This is a genomic window from Blastococcus aurantiacus, from assembly GCF_900102425.1.
GTDB lineage: Bacteria > Actinomycetota > Actinomycetes > Mycobacteriales > Geodermatophilaceae > Blastococcus > Blastococcus aurantiacus.
In genome coordinates this window covers 351,419-367,552 of sequence record NZ_FNBT01000002.1, presented here as the reverse complement: position 1 = coordinate 367,552, position 16,134 = coordinate 351,419, and the positions used below count along the sequence as shown (strand labels likewise).

14 protein-coding genes are annotated in these 16,134 nt (G+C 74.2%); 4 read left to right on the top strand and 10 right to left on the bottom strand.

The annotated features are described in order from the left end of the window. Window positions 1-53 precede the first annotated feature (53 nt). The 3 genes from BLS70_RS05265 to BLS70_RS05255 form a co-directional block, all read right to left on the bottom strand. Complete coding sequence (locus tag BLS70_RS05265) at window positions 54-938, bottom strand: polysaccharide deacetylase family protein (protein ID WP_091764584.1); 885 nt, start codon at window positions 936-938, stop codon at window positions 54-56. Window positions 939-1,127: 189 nt separating this feature from the next. Continuing rightward, complete coding sequence (locus BLS70_RS05260) at window positions 1,128-2,000, bottom strand: RNA polymerase sigma-70 factor (protein WP_091764583.1); 873 nt, start codon at window positions 1,998-2,000, stop codon at window positions 1,128-1,130. Continuing rightward, window positions 1,997-2,590: a carboxymuconolactone decarboxylase family protein gene (locus BLS70_RS05255; protein WP_091764582.1), complete on the bottom strand. Its 594-nt coding sequence runs from the start codon at window positions 2,588-2,590 to the stop codon at window positions 1,997-1,999. The genes BLS70_RS05260 and BLS70_RS05255 overlap by 4 nt, the downstream gene beginning before the upstream one ends. Window positions 2,591-2,785: 195 nt before the next feature. Here BLS70_RS05255 and BLS70_RS05250 point away from each other — a divergent pair, with 195 nt between their 5' ends. Beyond that, on the top strand, window positions 2,786-5,044 hold the full coding sequence (locus BLS70_RS05250) for a DUF8696 domain-containing protein (protein WP_143030346.1): 2,259 nt from the start codon (window positions 2,786-2,788) through the stop codon (window positions 5,042-5,044). Between the two features lies 1 nt (window position 5,045). Here BLS70_RS05250 and BLS70_RS05245 read toward each other — a convergent pair whose 3' ends face one another. The 5 genes from BLS70_RS05245 to BLS70_RS05225 all read right to left on the bottom strand — a co-directional run bounded on the left by BLS70_RS05245 (window position 5,046) and on the right by BLS70_RS05225 (window position 13,086). Continuing rightward, complete coding sequence (locus BLS70_RS05245) at window positions 5,046-6,230, bottom strand: FAD-dependent oxidoreductase (RefSeq protein ID WP_091764580.1); 1,185 nt, start codon at window positions 6,228-6,230, stop codon at window positions 5,046-5,048. 66 nt (window positions 6,231-6,296) lie between these two features. Then, window positions 6,297-6,896: a hypothetical protein gene (locus BLS70_RS05240; RefSeq protein ID WP_143030345.1), complete on the bottom strand. Its 600-nt coding sequence runs from the start codon at window positions 6,894-6,896 to the stop codon at window positions 6,297-6,299. A 53-nt stretch (window positions 6,897-6,949) separates the two neighbouring features. Then, a complete protein-coding gene (locus BLS70_RS05235) occupies window positions 6,950-9,184 on the bottom strand; it encodes an acyltransferase family protein (RefSeq protein ID WP_091764578.1) in 2,235 nt (744 codons plus the stop codon). A gap of 80 nt (window positions 9,185-9,264) precedes the next feature. Then, window positions 9,265-11,445, bottom strand: coding sequence for an acyltransferase family protein (locus BLS70_RS05230; protein ID WP_143030344.1), 2,181 nt, complete (start codon window positions 11,443-11,445; stop codon window positions 9,265-9,267). A 183-nt stretch (window positions 11,446-11,628) separates the two neighbouring features. After that, window positions 11,629-13,086 carry a protein adenylyltransferase SelO gene (locus tag BLS70_RS05225; protein ID WP_091764576.1) on the bottom strand — a complete coding sequence of 486 codons (1,458 nt, stop codon included), beginning with the start codon at window positions 13,084-13,086 and terminating at the stop codon, window positions 11,629-11,631. 142 nt (window positions 13,087-13,228) lie between these two features. On the opposite strand from BLS70_RS05225, the gene BLS70_RS05220 reads away from it, so the two are divergent. Then, window positions 13,229-13,564, top strand: coding sequence for a PspC domain-containing protein (locus tag BLS70_RS05220; protein ID WP_091764575.1), 336 nt, complete (start codon window positions 13,229-13,231; stop codon window positions 13,562-13,564). Here the strand turns inward: BLS70_RS05220 and BLS70_RS05215 are convergent. Beyond that, window positions 13,540-13,788 carry a hypothetical protein gene (locus BLS70_RS05215; protein ID WP_091764574.1) on the bottom strand — a complete coding sequence of 83 codons (249 nt, stop codon included), beginning with the start codon at window positions 13,786-13,788 and terminating at the stop codon, window positions 13,540-13,542. The two genes, BLS70_RS05220 and BLS70_RS05215, sit on opposite strands and share 25 nt — an antisense overlap. A 147-nt stretch (window positions 13,789-13,935) precedes the next feature. On the opposite strand from BLS70_RS05215, the gene BLS70_RS05210 reads away from it, so the two are divergent. Both BLS70_RS05210 and BLS70_RS05205 read left to right on the top strand, forming a co-directional pair. Then, window positions 13,936-14,556, top strand: a complete 621-nt coding sequence (locus BLS70_RS05210) for an LURP-one-related family protein (protein ID WP_218122290.1) — start codon at window positions 13,936-13,938, stop codon at window positions 14,554-14,556. 80 nt (window positions 14,557-14,636) lie between these two features. Next, the gene (locus BLS70_RS05205) at window positions 14,637-15,626 is read left to right on the top strand and encodes an LLM class flavin-dependent oxidoreductase (protein WP_091764573.1); all 990 of its coding nucleotides are present in this window, start codon (window positions 14,637-14,639) and stop codon (window positions 15,624-15,626) included. A gap of 15 nt (window positions 15,627-15,641) precedes the next feature. Here BLS70_RS05205 and BLS70_RS05200 read toward each other — a convergent pair whose 3' ends face one another. After that, on the bottom strand, window positions 15,642-16,094 hold the full coding sequence (locus BLS70_RS05200) for a hypothetical protein (protein ID WP_091764572.1): 453 nt from the start codon (window positions 16,092-16,094) through the stop codon (window positions 15,642-15,644). Between the last annotated feature and the right edge of the window lie 40 nt (window positions 16,095-16,134).

Below are 16,134 nucleotides of genomic sequence, written 5' to 3'. Positions count from 1 at the left end.
TTGTCCAGATCAGCACTTCTCGCCGGCGGGCCGGCCGGAGGAGCGGCTGTCCGCTAGCGGTGCTCCGACAGCCGTGCGAAGCGGAATCCGTCCGCTGCCAGCCGGGGCAGGGCGGCCGCCACACCGGCGGCGGTGCCGCCGCCGGGCTGGTTCAGGTGGCCGATGACGATCGACCCGGGCGTCGCGGTGCAGAGGGCGGCGGTCACCTGCCGCGGGCCGAACGTCGCACCGGCGTCGCCGTTGACGTCGAAGTTCACCACCGTCTCACCGATGTCCCCGGCGATCCGGACGGCGACGTCGTCGTAGTGCGCCGTCCCCGACCGGAAGAACCGCGGAGGGGCGCCGGTCAGCTCGGTCAGCGCCCGCCGGTTGCCGGAGATCTCGTCGAACACCGCACCCGGGTCGCTCGTCCCAGGGATCCCGTAGGCCGCGGCTCCGCGCACCGACAGCGGCAGGTGGGTCGTGCCGTGGTTGGCCAGCTCGAACAGCGGGTCGGCCGCCAGCTCCGCGGCGCGGTCGGGGTGGGCGAGGATCCAGCGCTGGTTCAGGAAGAGCGTGGCCGGCGTCCCCGACGCCCGCAGGGTGTCGATCAGCGCGGCGTCGTAGCCGCTGCCCCGCGCGCCGCCGCACGCGTCGAAGGTCAGCGCGACGACGCGCTCCCGCGTAGGGAGCCGGTTCACCACGCCCGGCACGTCGAGCCCGAACGCCGCTGGCGCCACGCCGGCGTACCGCGCGACGACGTCCTCCCGCGTCGGGCCGGCGGGAGCGGTGACCGGCGGGACCGGAGGCGCACTGGCGGTGGGGGCGGCCGGAGTGCGGGTCGGCGCCTGTGCCCGTTCGTGCGGCGGCGCGGCCGAGGGTGCGCAGGCGGACGCCAGCCCCGCGGCGGCCAGCAGCAGGAACGCGCGGCGGCCGTCGGTGGGAACAGGACTGCGCACGGTCGCCCTCGCCTCCGGGGGGGCGTCCGCAGGTGGAGCCCGCGCTCCGACGACCGTTCCTCCGGCGGCACGCCCCCGTGGCCCGCCGGACAGGTCACCCCGCTGGGCGACGCGGAGAGTATGGCGTGGCCAGGCAGCCGAGCCGTGGAGGCGGGGTCGGTCGGGCAGTGGTCGCCGTCCGCCCCGGCGTCAGCGCCGGAGTTCGGCGACGGTGTCGAGCCGGCCGAGTTTCTGCGGGTTGCGGATCGCGTGCATCTGGGAGATCAGGCCGTCCTCGATCACGAAGGTGATGGCGGTGTCGAACTCGCCGCCCGGATCCAGCCGTGCGGCCACCGCGCCGTTGATCAGCGCAGTCGTCATCGGCGGCGTGGCCGGTACGAACGCGGTGAAGCGGGAGAGGGCGTTGGCCACCCTCGCCCGGCCGCGGAAGGGACGCAGCGCCGCCGGCGCCAGGCCGCCGCCGTCCGCGACGACGACGACGTCCGGGGCCAGCACGTCCAGCAGCCCCTGCAGGTCGCCCGCGGTGAGGGCGGTCAGGAAACGGTCCACGACCCGCTGCTGCTCCTCACGGCTCACCGTCATGCGGGGTCGCCGCGCGGCCACGTGCTCGCGCGCCCGGTGCGCGATCTGCCGTACCGCCGCCGACGACTTGCCCACTGCCGCGGCGATCTCGTCGTAGGGCACGACGAACACCTCGTGCAGCACGAGGACGGCCCGCTCGGTCGGGCCCAGCGTCTCGAGCACCGTGAGCATCGCGATCGAGACGCTCTCGGCCAGCTCGACGTCGTCGGCGACGTCGGGGCTGGTCAGCAGCGGCTCCGGCAGCCACTCGCCCACGTAGTCCTCGCGTCTGCGGGACACCGTGCGCAATCGGTTGAGCGCCTGTCGCGTGACCATGCGCACCAGGTAGGCCCGCGGGTCCCGCACCGTCGCCCGGTCGACGTCCGCCCACCGCAGCCAGGTCTCCTGCACCGTGTCGTCCGCGTCGGCTGCCGAGCCGAGCATCTCGTAGGCGACGGTGAAGAGCAGGCTGCGGTGGGCGGTGAACGGGTCGTCGGTCATGCGGGGGTCAGACCACCGGCCGCCGGGGACGCCAGCGGCGGCAACCCGCAGGACGCCGCGAACTCCTGCGACCGGATACCGAGGGCCACGTTGCCGCGGGCCGTCATGTTCATCGCCCCGACGCGGAAGGTGAGCTCCAGCATCGCCGGCGCCCCGAGCGCCTCGAGCAGTTCGGCCGACAGCTCGTCGGTCACGGTCGGCGGGGTGTGGCACATCGCCTCGGCGTACTCCATGACGCTGCGCTCCAGGGGCGTGAAGACGGCGGACTCGCGCCAGCGTGGCACCTCGCGCGCCTTGGCCTCGTCCAGCCCGAGGTTGTGCGTCATGAAGTAGTGGAGGTCGAGGCAGAAGCTGCAGCCGATCACCCCGGCAACGGCCATGGCCGCGAACGAGGCGAGGTCCCGGTCGAGCCGGTTCCACGACTCGACCTTGCGCCCGAACCCCATGGCGTCCTTGAGCAGGGCCGGGTAGTGCCACAGCACCCCGGCGGCGTCCGGCACCTGCCCCAGCATCCGCCGGCTCATCTTCTTCAGGAGTCCCCCGTAGATGCCGGTGATCTCGGTCGGGGGAACCCGCGTGCTGCTCGCCATGTCTCCTCCAGGTCGTCGATGGTGTCGACATGGAGACACCGCGCTCGGCCGGGATGTGACACCTGCGTCGTCCCAGAGCCCACCCGGGCCGGCAGGCCGCGTGTCCGCGCCGGATGAGCGCCCCGCAGGCCCTGCGACCTGCAAGTATGCCGCCGGCGCCCGCGTGGGCCCGGTGGATCAGCCCGAGGGAGCCCCGTGTCGAGTCGTCCTGCACCGCGGCGTCGAGCCCTGCTGGTGGCTGGGGGCGTGCTCGGCCTCGTGCTGGGGTCCGGCGTCGGCCCCGCCGCCGCCGCACCCGGCGACCAGACGGTCACCGACTGCACCGAGGCCGCGCTGCGCCAGGCGCTCGCCGACGTCCCCGACGGCGGCACCGTGGCCATCGCGTGCGACGACCCCATCGTGGTCACCCCCGAGGGCGGCAGCACGATCATCGTGGACAAGTCGGTGACCATCAGCGGGGCCGGGCACGACGTGGTCATCGACGGCGCGCAGCGGACCTCGTTGTTCGCCGTCCAGGCCGGGTCCGAGGTCTCGTCGCCCGACGACCTGCCGACGCTGACCCTCCGGGACCTCACGCTCAGGGCCGGCTGGTCGCAGGACGCCGGCTACCCCGGTGGAGGCGCCGTCTGGAACCTCGCGAACCTGGTCGCCGAACGGGTGCGCTTCGTCGACAACCGGGCCTTCAACCGCGGCGGCGCCATCCTGTCCCAGGGTTTCGGCCGACTGACCGTCGTCGACAGCGAGTTCGCCGGCAACCGCGTGACGTGCCCGAACGACGGGTCCGGCGGAGGAGCCATCGCCGTACGGCAGCGCCAGCAGACCACGATCACGGGCACCGTCTTCACCGACAACACGGCGACCGGGCTCGCCTCCGGTGGTGCGGTCCTGGCCTACGTCTCCAGTCTCTACTCGGGGCTCGCCACCCAGCCCCCGCCCGAGCCGCTGCCCCCCAGCCCGTTCGGTGCGCCGTTGGTGATCACCGGCAGCACCTTCACCGGCAACGGCGTGACGCTCGACTGGCGGGCCGGCGTGGACCGGATGTACGGCGGAGGGGCGGTGGCCTCGTTCGACCACGAGCTCTCGATCTCGGACACGCGCTTCGAAGGCAACGAGGTCGGCACGCCCGGCACGGGGTACGGCGGCGCGATCCTGGCCGCCTCCATCCGAGAGGCCGCCACGAGCCTCACGGGCGTCGACGTGCTGGACAACGGCTTCCCCGACCGGTTCAACGGGCTGGCGGCCAACGGCTTCGGCGGTGGCGTGGTGCTGCAGGGCACGCCGGCGACCGTGGCGGACTCCGTCGTCGAGGGGAACCGGGCGCTGGTCGGTGGCGGGCTGTTCACCCGCGGGGGCCCGGTCGAGGTGGTCGACTCCGTCGTCGAGGCGAACGTCGCCGGCGCCGTGGCGCCGGGCAACGGGACGTACGGTGGCGGCCTGGCCACCTACGGGCCGCTGACCCTCACCCGCGCGAGCGTGGTGGGCAACAGCGGCGGCTCCTGCCGCATCCTCTGGGGCGACGGGCCCATTCCGCTCGGGGACGTGGTCGTCGACGGCGGGGGCAACGAGGTCGACGGACCGGCGACCTGCTTCCGCCCCCTGCCGCCGGCGGCCGCACCTTCCCCGACCGGAGCGCTGACGGCACCGACCGCCCCGGTCACGCCGGGTTCGGGTACTGCCGTGAGCGGTACCGGGCTGGCGCCCGGCGCCCGGGTCACGCTGGTCGGCTACCTGCTGAGCGCTCCGGCGCCGGCCGTGGCGACGGCGTCCATGGCCGCCGCCGCGGCTCCCGCGCCGGTCGACCTCGGATCCGTGCAGGCCGACGACACCGGCGCCTTCGCCGCCATGCCGGTCCTCACCGCGGGTGGCGTGTGGCGACTCGTCGCGCTGGGTGCGGCTCCCGACGGCACGACGTCCGCGCTGACGGCCGTCGTGGTCGTGGCGGCGCCCGGGACCGACGTGGCCCCCGTGGTCACCACCGATCCGGCGCCGGTCACGGCCGCGACCGGCAGCGCGGCGACGTTGACCGCCGCCGCGGCGGGCGCTCCCGCACCGACCGTGCAGTGGCAGACCTCCCGCGACGGAGGCGGCACCTGGACCGACGTCCCCGGCGCGACGGGCAGCTCCCTGACGACGACCGCCAGGACCGGGACGACGCTCTTCCGCGCGGTGTTCACCAACACCGCGGGCAGCGCCACCAGCGCTGCGGCGGCGGTCACCGGCACCGGGTCGCCGGGCGGCGGACCGGATCCCGCCCCGCCCGTCCCCCCGGACGGCGCCGAGGAGCCGGCTGACCCGTCGACGCCGGCCGACCCGTCCGCGCCTGCGGACGGCTCCCCGGACCCCGAGCTGGCGCGCACGGGCACGGAGGTGCTGCCCATGCTCGCCGCGGGTGCCGCCGTCCTCCTGCTGGGCTGCGTGGTGCTGCTGGCGGTGCGCCGGCGCACCGCCGGTTGAGTCAGACCCGGCCGCGGAGGATGCGCCGGAAGTAGACCTGCGGGAGCCCGTAGCGGTCGAACAGCCAGGCCGTGCGACGAGGCACGAAGGGGTCGATGAACGGTACGGACGGGCTCGGGTTGCCCTCGCGGTCCACCTCGTTGAGCGCCAGCTTCCGCCGGTCCACGGTGATGGGCACGACGGTGTAGCCGTCGTAGTGCTGCAGCGGCTTCGCCTCCCGGGCGGCGGCGATGTTCCGGGCGAGGACGTCCACCTGCTTGCGCAGCCCACCACCCGAGGGCCGGGTGGCCGCGTCCGCGGCGTCGCCGATCGCCCAGATCGACTCGTGCCGGCGGGAGCGCAGGGTCTGCGGGTCGATGTCGACCAGGCCCGGCGCGGCTTCGGCGGCGAGCCCGGCGTCGGCGATCCAGCGCGGGGCGCGGTAGTGCGGCACCGCGTGCGCGAAGGCGACGTCCGCCAGCACCTGCCGCCCGGTGGCCGAGGCGACGGTGAGCGCGTGCGCCTCGGCGTCCACCGACTCGATGCGCGCCTCGCGCAGCACCTGGATGCCGAAGTCGGCGAACCTGTTCTCCAGCACCTCGTCGGCCCGCGGCACGCCCGTCGCCGTCACGCCGGGCAGGACGAGCCGCACCTCCAGTGCGCCGAGGACGCCGGCCCGCCGCCAGTGGTCGCAGGCCATGAGCAGCGGCTTCAGCGCCGTCGGCCCGCACGACGCCGGCTCCGGCGGCACGGTGAAGACGACGGAGCCGCCGCGCAGCGCCGACAGCCGGGGCCAGACCGTGGGCGTGCTCCCCGGCACGTAGGACGAGGCGGCCCACCCGTCGGCGTAGGCGGCCTGCAGCCCCGGGGTGGCCGCCCAGTCCTCCTCCAGACCCGGACAGACGACCAGAGTCCCGTACTGCAGCGTGCGCCCCGAGCGCGTCCGGACGGTCAGGGCGGCGGGGTCGACCGCGGCGGCGCTGTCGCGGATCCACGTGCAGCCCTCGGGGACGACGTCGGCCATGGGGCGTTCGAGGTCGGCCATCGTCGCCTCGCCCGCGGCCACGTAGTTCAGCAGCGGCTTGTAGCGGTGCACCGGCTGGGCGGCGAGGACGGCGACGTCCCGGGCGCCGTCGCGGAGCAGCCGGGCGGCCAGGGAGATGCCGGCGTTGCCGGCGCCGACGATGAGGACCTCGTGTCGTGTCACCTGGTGAGCCTGCCCACCCGTGGCCGTTCCCGCGCGGTGACCGCGGGCGTCAGCGGGCGCGGACGCTCAGAACTGCCACTCCCACTGGTTGGGTCCTTCGCCGCCGGGTGCGTAGACCAGGGCGCCGCTCTCGACCGGCGCGTCGAGCACCATCCAGCCCTCGTACTCGTAACCCGGCCCCACCCGCATGTTCTGGATCAACCGCGGCGGGCCGAAGCAGGCCCGGCCGGCCGGGCTGACCGGGTCGAAGCTGGTGCCGTCGGACCCCAGGACGCTGAAGTCGTAGTCGGCGATCGGGCTCGCCACCCTCGGATCGAAGTCGTCCGAGGCCACCGCCCGCATCCGGAAGGCCAGGTAGTGACCGTTCTCCGGAGGCACCTCCGACTCGTCGTCGCAGGGCGGGTCGACGAGCAACTCCTCGATGGTCAGCGTCAGCATCGGCGGCGCCTCCGGGTCGGACGACGCGCGGATGGCGGCCTCCTCGCCGAACTCCACCGCGATGTTGCCGCGCTCGTTGAGCTCCACTTCGGTGCCCGGCGCCGCCTCGCTGCTCGTGGACGGTGCGGCGGTGCTGCTCGCGTCGGCGTCCCCGTCCGCGGCGTCGCTGAACCCGCAGGCGCTCAGGACGAGCGCCAGCGAGAGGGCGGGAAGAACCGAACGGCGCATGACCATCCCTGTGCTCGGGGTGTGAAGCGGCAACGTAACCATCCTGCGGCCGGTCAGGGTTGGAGGATCGCGGTCACCAGGTCCGGTGCGATGCGCCGGGCGTACTCGGCGGTCAGGTGCTGGCCGTCGCCGTAGACCGGTGTGTTCCCGACGAACGTGGGGCAGACCCCGTCGTAGCAGAACCACTGCTGGGGATCGATGGCCCGGACCCCGGTGGCGGCGGCAACGAGCTGCTCGCTCTCCACCTGCGGGAAGAAGCTGTCGGCCGGACCCCGGAGGCAGTCGGTCGGCCGGTTGAGCCCGGTCGGGCAGTCCTGCAGGCTCTCCGAGCCGGGAGGTGCGCCCAGGATGACCACCTCGGCGCCGGACGCCTGCACCCGTCGCACCACCTGGGTGAGCCCGTCCAGGTACAGCTCCCGCCGGTCGACCCCGTCCTCCAGCTGCGCGCGCCAGGAGTGGCTCAGCACCACCACGTCCGGCCGCTGCTCGAGGATGCGCTCGATCGCCCACTCCCGGTGCTCCGGGCACGCCTCGAAGGGTTGACCCTCGAAGAGGGTCATCGCGGTGATGTTCGGGCAGAGGCCGAACGTCAGGCTCTCCACCGACCAGCCCGCCGGCACGAGCTCCTCGCTGAGACCCGGGATCCACGCGGCGGCGAAGGAGTCGCCGAGGACGACGAGGGACCGGGGTGCCGCGGGGTCACCGGACCGGCACCGGTCGACGTTCGACTCGCTGATGTGCAGGCAGCCCTGGTCCCACTGCTTCTTGAGGTAGCCGGGCAGCTCGTCCAGGCTCGGCTCGAGGTCGGCCGGCCACTCGGTCGCGAAGGTCGCCGCCTGGATGTCCCGCTGGAGGGGGGTCAGGGGCGGCAGCCCCAGCTCGGCCCGCTCGGCGTCGGCCTGTTCCGCCGCCCGTGCCGCCTCGGCCCGGGCGTCCCCACCGTCGCCCCACGGCGCGACGACCACCGTGGCGACCACCGCCACCGTGACCACCACGGCGCCGAGGCCGACCGTCCGAGCCCGGCGGAAGACCGGCCGTGCGCGCGCCGGCTGGATGGGGCGGTGGGGGAGCAGCCAGTTCGTGTGCAGGACCGGCTGCTCGACGCAGTAGTACGAGAAGGTCGCCAGCAGCAGCGAGGCGCCGACGACCCCGGCGTAGAACACCGCCGACCCGGGCAGCACCAGCGCCCCGGCGAGGATCAGCACGGGCCAGTGCCACAGGTAGAGCGAGTACGAGATCGCGCCGAGGAATCCGGCCGGTGCGCTGGACAGCAGCCACCGCGTCCCCGGGCCGCCCGGCGTCGCCCCCCAGGCGACGAGCGCTGCGGTGCCGAGCACCGGGAGGGCGGCTGCGGTGCCGGGGAAGGACGTGCCGTCGTCGATGAGGAACGCGGCCGACACGACCGCGCCCAGCCCGATCCAGGCCAGGGCGGCGCGCACCGGCGCGGGGACCCGGTGCAGCTGGGTGGCGGTCACCGCGACCAGCGCCCCGACGCCGAGCTCCCAGGCGCGGGTGAAGGTGGAGAAGTAGGCGGTCACCGGTGAGGCGCTGGTGGCGTGCACCGACCAGGCGAAGGACGCCGCGGTGACCGTGCCGAGCAGGATCACCAGGGCCACCGTCCGGGTACCGGCACCCTCCGGCGGAGCTGCGCGATGGCGGGCACGCACGGCGGGGAGGGCGAAGGCGACCAGGATCAGCGCGGGCCAGACCAGGTAGAACTGCTCCTCGACCGCCAGCGACCAGAAGTGCTGCACGAGGGACGGCGCGGCGGTCGCCTCGAAGTAGTCGGTGCCCTGCCGGGCGAAGTTGATGTTGGCGCCGAAGAGCGCCGCCCAGACGACGTCGGTGACGGTCTCCTGGAAGCGGCCGCCGAGGAATACGAACCAGGCCGCCGCCGTGGTCGCGGCGAGGGTGAGGAAGGCGGCGGGGAACAACCGGCGCGCTCGGCGGGCGTAGAAGCCGCGGAAGGAGATCCGCCCCGTCCTGGCCCGCTCGCGGACGAGCAGGCTGGTGATCAGGAACCCCGAGATCACGAAGAAGACGTCGACGCCGATGAAGCCGCCGGCGGGCCACCCGAAGACGTGATCGGCGAAGACCAGACCGACCGCGACGGCGCGGAGACCCTCGATGTCCGGCCGGAAGTGCCCCCGTCCGTCGGCGACGGTGGGGGTGGCGCGGACGCCGTCCGGCTCCGGAGAGCGTGAGCCGGCCAGGGTGGTCGCGCCCGCCATCGACGTCCTCTCCTCGGTGCTCCATCGCGTGCCGCCGCGCAGCACCTCGTCGGTCAACTCTTCATCGGCGGGATCCCGCCTGTCCCGTCCCGGAGCGCCAGTGTGCCCGGGCCCCGGGCATTACGGCCCCCCGCCGCTCACGGGAGGCCGAACGCAGCCACGACCTCCGGTCCGATCCGCTCCCCGTACTCCACCGTGATGTGGCGCCCGTCCGTGTACACCGCCGTGCCGGCCACGAAGGTCGGGCACAGCCCGTCGATGCAGAACCACTGCTCCGGGTCGATCGCCAGCGCGCCGGTCGCGGCCGCCACCTCGCGCTCGGTGGCCACCTCGGTCGCGAAGCTCTTCACCGGCCCCTCGAGGCAGTCGTCCGGTCCGTTGATCCCGGTCGGGCACTCCTGGAGGTTCGCCGAGCCGGGCGGGCCGGCCAGGATGACGATCCGCGCACCCGACGCCTGGACGCGCCGCACCACCTCGGTGAGCCCGTCCCGGTACAGCGTCGCGCGGTCGGTGGAGTCGTCGACGAAGTCGGCGGTCCACGCGTTGCTGAGCACCACGAGGTCGGGGCGGGTATCGAGGACGCGCTCGATCGCCCACTCCCGGTGCTCCGTGCAGTCGGTGAAGGGCTTGCCGTACAGGAGCGTCGGTGCGGTGACGTTCCCGCACCCGGCCATGGTCAGGGCCTGCACGTACCAGCCGCGCGGGACCAGCCCGCTCGCCAGGGCCGGCACCCAGGCGGCGCCGTAGGAGTCGCCCAGGACGACGGCGGTCCGCTCGGCATCCTGGTCGCCGAACCCGCACTCGTCGAGACCCTTCTCGTCGACGACCAGGCAGCCTGCCGGCCACACCTCGTCGCCGTAGGCCGGCAGCTCCTCCAGGCTCGGGTCGAGGTCGGCCGGCCACTCGGTGGCCAGCGTCGCGGCCCGGATGTCCTGCTGCAGGGGGGTGAGCGGCGGGCCACCGGCGTCCAGGGCGGCCTCGTCGGCCTGCGCCGCGGCCCGTGCCGCGTCGGCCCGGGCGTTGCCCCCCTGGCCCCACGGCGCCACGACCACGGCGACGACGGTCATGGCCGCGACACCGGCGGCGACCAGCCCGACGGCGCCGGCTCGGACGAAGACCGGCCGGGCGCGGGCGGGATCGACCGGGCGGTGCGGCAGCAGCCAGTTGGTGTGCAGCACCGGCTGCTCGATGCAGTAGTAGGACACCGTGGCCGCGGCCAGCGCGACTCCGACGGCGACGGCGTAGAACACCGTCGAACCGGGCGTCAGGAGCGCTCCGGCGATGATCAGGACCGGCCAGTGCCACAGGTACAGCGAGTACGAGATGGCCCCGAGGAAACCGGCGGGTGCACTGCCCAGGGCCCACCGGGTACCCGGGCCGCCCGGCGCGCCGCCCCAGGCGAGCAGGAGCGCCGCCCCGAGGACCGGCAGCGACGCGGCGGTGCCGGGGAACGGCGTCCCGTCGTCGATGACGAAGGCGGCGCCGGCCACGACGGCCAGGCCGGCCCAGGCGAGCAGCGCACGCAGCGGCGAGGGCAGGCGCTGCAGCCGGCTCACCGAGATCGCGACGAGCGCGCCCACGCCCAGCTCCCAGGCGCGGGTGAAGGTGGAGAAGTAGGCGGTCACCGGGGAGGCGCCCGTCGCGTGCACCGACCAGGCGAAGGAGGCCGCGGTGACCGTCCCGAGCAGCAGCCACAGCGCGAGCGCGGGGGAGCGCCGGGAGGGGGCGGCATGCGCCCCACGGCGTCGCCCGCCCCGCCCCGAGAAGGTGAAGGCGAGCAGGATCAGCGCGGGCCAGACGAGGTAGAACTGCTCCTCGACCGACAGCGACCAGAAGTGCTGCACCAGCGACGGCGCGGCCGTCCCCTCGAAGTAGTCGGTGCCCTGACGGGCGAAGTTGATGTTGGCGCCGAACAGCGCCGCCCAGACGACGTCGGTGACGGTCTCCCGGAACCGGCCGCCCAGGAAGACCAGGTAGGCGGCGACCGTCGTGGCCGCCAGGGCGACGAGGGCCGCCGGGAGCAGGCGCCGCGCGCGCCGGGCGTAGAAGGCCCGGAAGGAGATCCGGCCGGTCCGCGAGCGCTCGCGGACGAGCAGGCTGGTGATCAGGAAGCCCGAGATCACGAAGAACACGTCGACGCCGATGAAGCCGCCGGCGGGCCACCCGAACACGTGGTCGGCGACGACGAGCCCGACGGCGACCGCGCGCAGGCCCTGGATGTCAGGCCGGAAGTGCTGCTTCTCGGCCGGGGCGCCGCTGCCCCCGGCGGTGTCGGGCTCGGGACGGCGCGGGTCGGCCGGGGTGCTCGCACCCGCCATCACATGCCTCCCTCGCTCGTCGCTCGCCGCCGGCGAACAGCTGCCGACCGACAAATATCCCCTTTCCCGCCGGCGATGGTGGTACCGGTCACCCTCCGGACGGTCCTCGCTTCCCCGTCCACCCCTGCGACACCAGCCGCGCCTGGGGTCACGCCGGCACCAGCCGGCCGGGGTGCGGGAGGGTCAGGTCCCGCAGAAGGTGCGGAACGTGGCCCCGAAGTCCTGGGGTGCCGGTCCGGCGTACCGCTCGTGGTCGGGGCGCTCGGCGAAGGGCGCGCTCAGCACCTCCACCAGCTCCTCGACGAGGGTCGTGTCGCCGGCCGTCGCGGCGTCCAGCGCCTCCTCGACCAGGTGGTTGCGCGGGATGTAGACCGGGTTCACCCGGTCCATCGCCTCCCCGTCGGGGCCCAGCGAGCGCCAGCGCTCCAGCCAGCCGTCGATGCCGGCGAGGTCGAGGAACAACAGCCGCACCGGCTCGGCGTCGCCGCGGGCGGCGTCGGCCAGCCGGCGGAAGAACGACGTCCAGTCGACGTGGTTGCCCTGGAGGAGGTCCAGCAGCTCGTCGACGAGCGCGGTTCCGTCGGCGTCGGCGGGCAGCCCGAGCTTGGCCCGCATCCCCTCGGCGAGGGCGGCGTCGTACCGCGGCCGGAAGGTCTTCAGCGTCTCCACCGCCAGCGCGATCGCCTGCTCGGTGTCGTCGGAGATCAGCGGGAGCAGCGCCTCGGCCAGCCGGGCGAGGTTCCACTCCGCCGCCAGGGGCTGGTTGCCGTAGCGGTACCGGCCGCCCTCGTCGATCGAGCTGTAGACGGTGTCCGGGTCGTAGGCCTCCATGAAGGCGCACGGGCCGTAGTCGATCGTCTCGCCGGAGATCGTCATGTTGTCGGTGTTCATGACCCCGTGGATGAAGCCGACCAGCATCCACTGCGCCACCAGCGACGCCTGCACCGCGAGCACCGCCTCGAACAGCGCGAGGTAGCGGTTCTCCGCCTCGGCGGCGCGTGGGTGGTGCCGCTCGATGGCGAGGTCGGCCAGGCGGCGGAGCAGGTCGACGTCGTCGGTGGCGCGGGCGTACTGGAAGCTGCCGACCCGGAGGTGGCTGCTCGCCACCCGCGCCAGGACAGCGCCCGGCAGCACCGTCTCCCGGCGGATCCGCCGACCGGTCGCGACCACGGCCAGGGATCGGGTCGTCGGGATGCCGAGGGCGTGCATCGCCTCGCTGATGACGTACTCGCGCAGCATCGGGCCGACGGCGGCCAGGCCGTCGCCCCCGCGCGCGAACGGTGTGCGGCCGGAGCCCTTGAGGTGCAGGTCGCGCACCGTGCCCTGCGCATCGACGAGCTCGCCCAGCAGGAGGGCGCGGCCGTCACCGAGCCGCGGGGAGTAGCCGCCGAACTGGTGGCCGGAGTACGCCTGGGCGACCGGGCGCGCGCCCTCGGGCACCGCGGTGCCGACGAGCAGGCGCAGGCCCTCGGGGGTGCGCAGGGCGGCGGGGTCGAGGCCGAGCTCGGCGGCCAGCGGCTCGTTCAGCGCGAGCAGGCGCGGCTCGGGCGCCTCCTCGGCCTGCCACGGCAGGGCCATCTCGGGCAGCGCGCGGGCGAAGCGGTCGTCGAGGCGGAGGGCCTGGGCGGGGAGGACGCTCACCCCGTCGACGGTACGTCTGCTCGGGGCGGCGTGTCGGCTCCACGAGCGGCCGGACCCCGGGCAGGACCCTGACCGCGGGATGGGGGACGGATCCGGGCGTCACCGGATGGTTCTGGGGCGCCGTCGTCGGCAGGCTCTCCCCATGACCGATGCAGCGTTCGACACCCCGTCCCTCGACCAGCCGCCCACGTCTCCCGGCCCTCGTCCGGAGGCCCGGCGCAGCGGCACCGACCGGATGGCCGGCGGGGTCTGCGGTGGCCTGGCCGACCACACCGGGATCGACGCCGTCCTCTGGCGCGTGGGGTTCGTGGCCCTGACGCTCCTGGGTGGCAGCGGGGTCCTGCTCTACCTGCTGCTCTGGGTGCTGCTGCCGCCGCCCGCGGCCGGTGGTCCCGGGGAGGCGCTGAGCCCGCTGGAGCGGCTGGCCCGGCGGCTGCACGCCGCCGTCAACGGCTACCGCGCGACGCCGCCCGCGTGATCGGCGATCCGGGCGCACTCGGGGCAGCGGGCGGTGCCCGGATCGACGGACCAGTCCCGGCCCGCGCTGGCGGTCACCAGCTGCCCGCAGACCGAGGAGTCCAGGCCGTCGACCACGGGCTTGGCCACGGCGTGCACGAGGTCGGCCCCGGACGCCTCCGCGTCCCGCGGGTCGCGGCCGGTCCACGCCACGGGCGTCCCGGTCACGAAGAGGCTGGCTGTCATCCCAGGAGCGTGACGCTCCGAGGTGTCGATCGGATGACGACGGCCCGAACATCCGGTGGAGAAGTGTCCACCGCTCCACCGCCCTGATCCACTGCAGGCCGGCCGCTCCGGCCGACCCGACCCGACCCGACCCACGAGGAGTTCTACGTGAGCACGCCCCCGGCTCCGCAGCAGCCGGCACCGATGGTGGTGCCGAGGTTCACCGTCTCGCAGCGGGTGACGGTGATGGTGAACCGGTACGAGATCCGGGCCGTGCACCCGGACGGGACCGAGGGCGCGCTGCTGGCCTTCGCCGAGCAGAAGCGCATGAAGCTCAAGGAGGAGGTGGTCTTCTTCTCCGACGAGTCCCGGAGCCGGCCGGTCTTCTCGTTCAAGGCGCGCCAGCGGCTCGACGTCCACGCCCGGCACGACGTGCTCGACGAGCACGGCACCCCGCTGGGGAGCTTCAGCAAGAAGTTCGGCGCCAGCCTGCTCCGGTCCACCTGGGAGCTGTCCGCACCGGGGATCGAGGCGGTGGGCCGGGAACGCCGGCCGGTCATCGCCGTCCTCCGCCGCATGTGGGAGCTGATCCCCTACCTCGGCGACGTCTGGGTGCCCTTCGTCTTCCACTTCGACTTCGCCGACACCGCGACCGGCGCGCCGGTCCTGGTGAGCGAGCGCCGGAAGGCCATCCGCGACCGGTACGACGTGACCGTGCCCGACCCGCGGCTGGACTTCCGCGTCGCGGCGGCCATGGCGGTGGCGCTGGACGCGCTGCAGAGCCGCTGAGGCACGACCGCCGGGGTCGCGGGAAGCCTGGGGCCGACGGCGGGGTTGCGCATGGCAACCGACGTGAAAGGCACCTCTCCATGCGCATCCCGCTGTCCGTCCTCGACCTCGCGCCGATCAACCGGGGGGAGACGGCCTCCAGCAGCATCGCCGCCAGCGTGGCCCTCGCCCAGCGCGCCGAGGAGCACGGCTACGAGCGGGTCTGGTACGCCGAGCACCACAACATGCCGCGGATCGCCTCGTCGGCGACCAGCGTCCTCATCTCGCACGTCGGGGCGCACACCCGCACGATCCGCCTCGGCGCCGGCGGCGTCATGCTGCCCAACCACTCGCCGCTGACCATCGCCGAGCAGTTCGGCACGCTCGACGCGATGTACCCCGGCCGCATCGACCTGGGCCTGGGCCGTGCGCCCGGCAGCGACCAGAACACGATGTACGCGCTCCGCCGCAACCCGAACTCCGCCGACCGCTTCCCGCAGGACGTGCTGGAGCTCCAGGGGTACCTCGCCGGCGAGACGCGCGTGGCCGGCGTCGACGCCATCCCCGGCAAGGGCTCGCGCGTGCCGCTGTACATCCTGGGCTCCTCGATGTTCGGCGCGACGCTGGCCGCCGCACTCGGACTGCCCTACGCGTTCGCCTCGCACTTCGCCCCGCAGATGCTCCAGCCGGCGGTCGAGGCCTACCGCCGCGAGTTCAAGCCCTCGGAGCAGCTGGACCGCCCGTACGTGATCGCCGGCATGAACGTGGTCGCCGCCGACACCGAGGACGCCGCCCGCGAGCAGCTGCAGGCGGTCAAGCGCAACCTCGCCATCGGGCTGTTCGGGCGCGGGCAGTCGCTGACCGACGAGCAGGCCGACCAGCTGCTCGTCCAGGGCGCCGGGCACCACGTGGAGGGGATGCTCACCCACACCGCCGTCGGTGCACCGGGTCAGCTCGCCGAGTACGTCGAGGGCTTCCGGGAATTCTCCGACGCCGACGAGCTGATCATCGCCCACCAGTCCTCGTCCGTGGAGGGCCGGCTGCGGTCGGTCGAGCTGCTGGCCCAGGCGATGGAGTCCGTGCGCGCCTGAGCGGCCCGGGCGGGCTCAGTCCTCGTCGCAGACCTGGATGACGAGCCTGCCCGCCTCGACGTCGGCCTCGAAGTCGATGGTCTCGTCGCCGCGGGTGAACTCGACGTCGGCCTCGTCCTCGTCGCTGTCGACGGAGGTGGACCACCCGTCGGTCGAGCGGACGTCGAGGGTGATCCCGGAATCCTCCAGACGCAGGATCACCTCGCCCGCGTCGGCGACGACGTACACGCCGTCGGGGGCCTCGGCCACGGGTTCGCAGCTGTCCGGTCCGGGCCGCGGGACCTGCCCGGGACTCGCGGCGCCGGGGGAGTCCGAGGCGGTGGCGGAGGACGAGCCTGGCGCACTGGACTCGGGGGCCGGCTCGGCAGTGGTGGTCGCAGCCGCATCGTCGGGCTGCTCCTTGCCGCCGCACCCGACGAGGGCGGACAGCGCGAGGACCGGCAGGAATACGGCCGGGGAGAAACGCATGCCGTCTCCCTACCCCGCTCAGGCGCCGCACGCGCCGGGC

Excerpts from the sequence above, each read along its gene's own strand:
- BLS70_RS05200 (WP_091764572.1), bottom strand. The coding sequence starts at position 16,094 with ATGCGTTTCTCCCCGGCCGTATTCCTGCCGGTCCTCGCGCTGTCCGCC.
- BLS70_RS05260 (WP_091764583.1), bottom strand. The coding sequence starts at position 2,000 with ATGACCGACGACCCGTTCACCGCCCACCGCAGCCTGCTCTTCACCGTC.
- BLS70_RS05255 (WP_091764582.1), bottom strand. The coding sequence starts at position 2,590 with ATGGCGAGCAGCACGCGGGTTCCCCCGACCGAGATCACCGGCATCTAC.
- BLS70_RS05220 (WP_091764575.1), top strand. The coding sequence starts at position 13,229 with ATGACCGATGCAGCGTTCGACACCCCGTCCCTCGACCAGCCGCCCACG.
- BLS70_RS05230 (WP_143030344.1), bottom strand. The coding sequence starts at position 11,445 with ATGGCGGGTGCGAGCACCCCGGCCGACCCGCGCCGTCCCGAGCCCGAC.
- BLS70_RS05215 (WP_091764574.1), bottom strand. The coding sequence starts at position 13,788 with ATGACAGCCAGCCTCTTCGTGACCGGGACGCCCGTGGCGTGGACCGGC.
- BLS70_RS05240 (WP_143030345.1), bottom strand. The coding sequence starts at position 6,896 with ATGCGCCGTTCGGTTCTTCCCGCCCTCTCGCTGGCGCTCGTCCTGAGC.
- BLS70_RS05205 (WP_091764573.1), top strand. The coding sequence starts at position 14,637 with ATGCGCATCCCGCTGTCCGTCCTCGACCTCGCGCCGATCAACCGGGGG.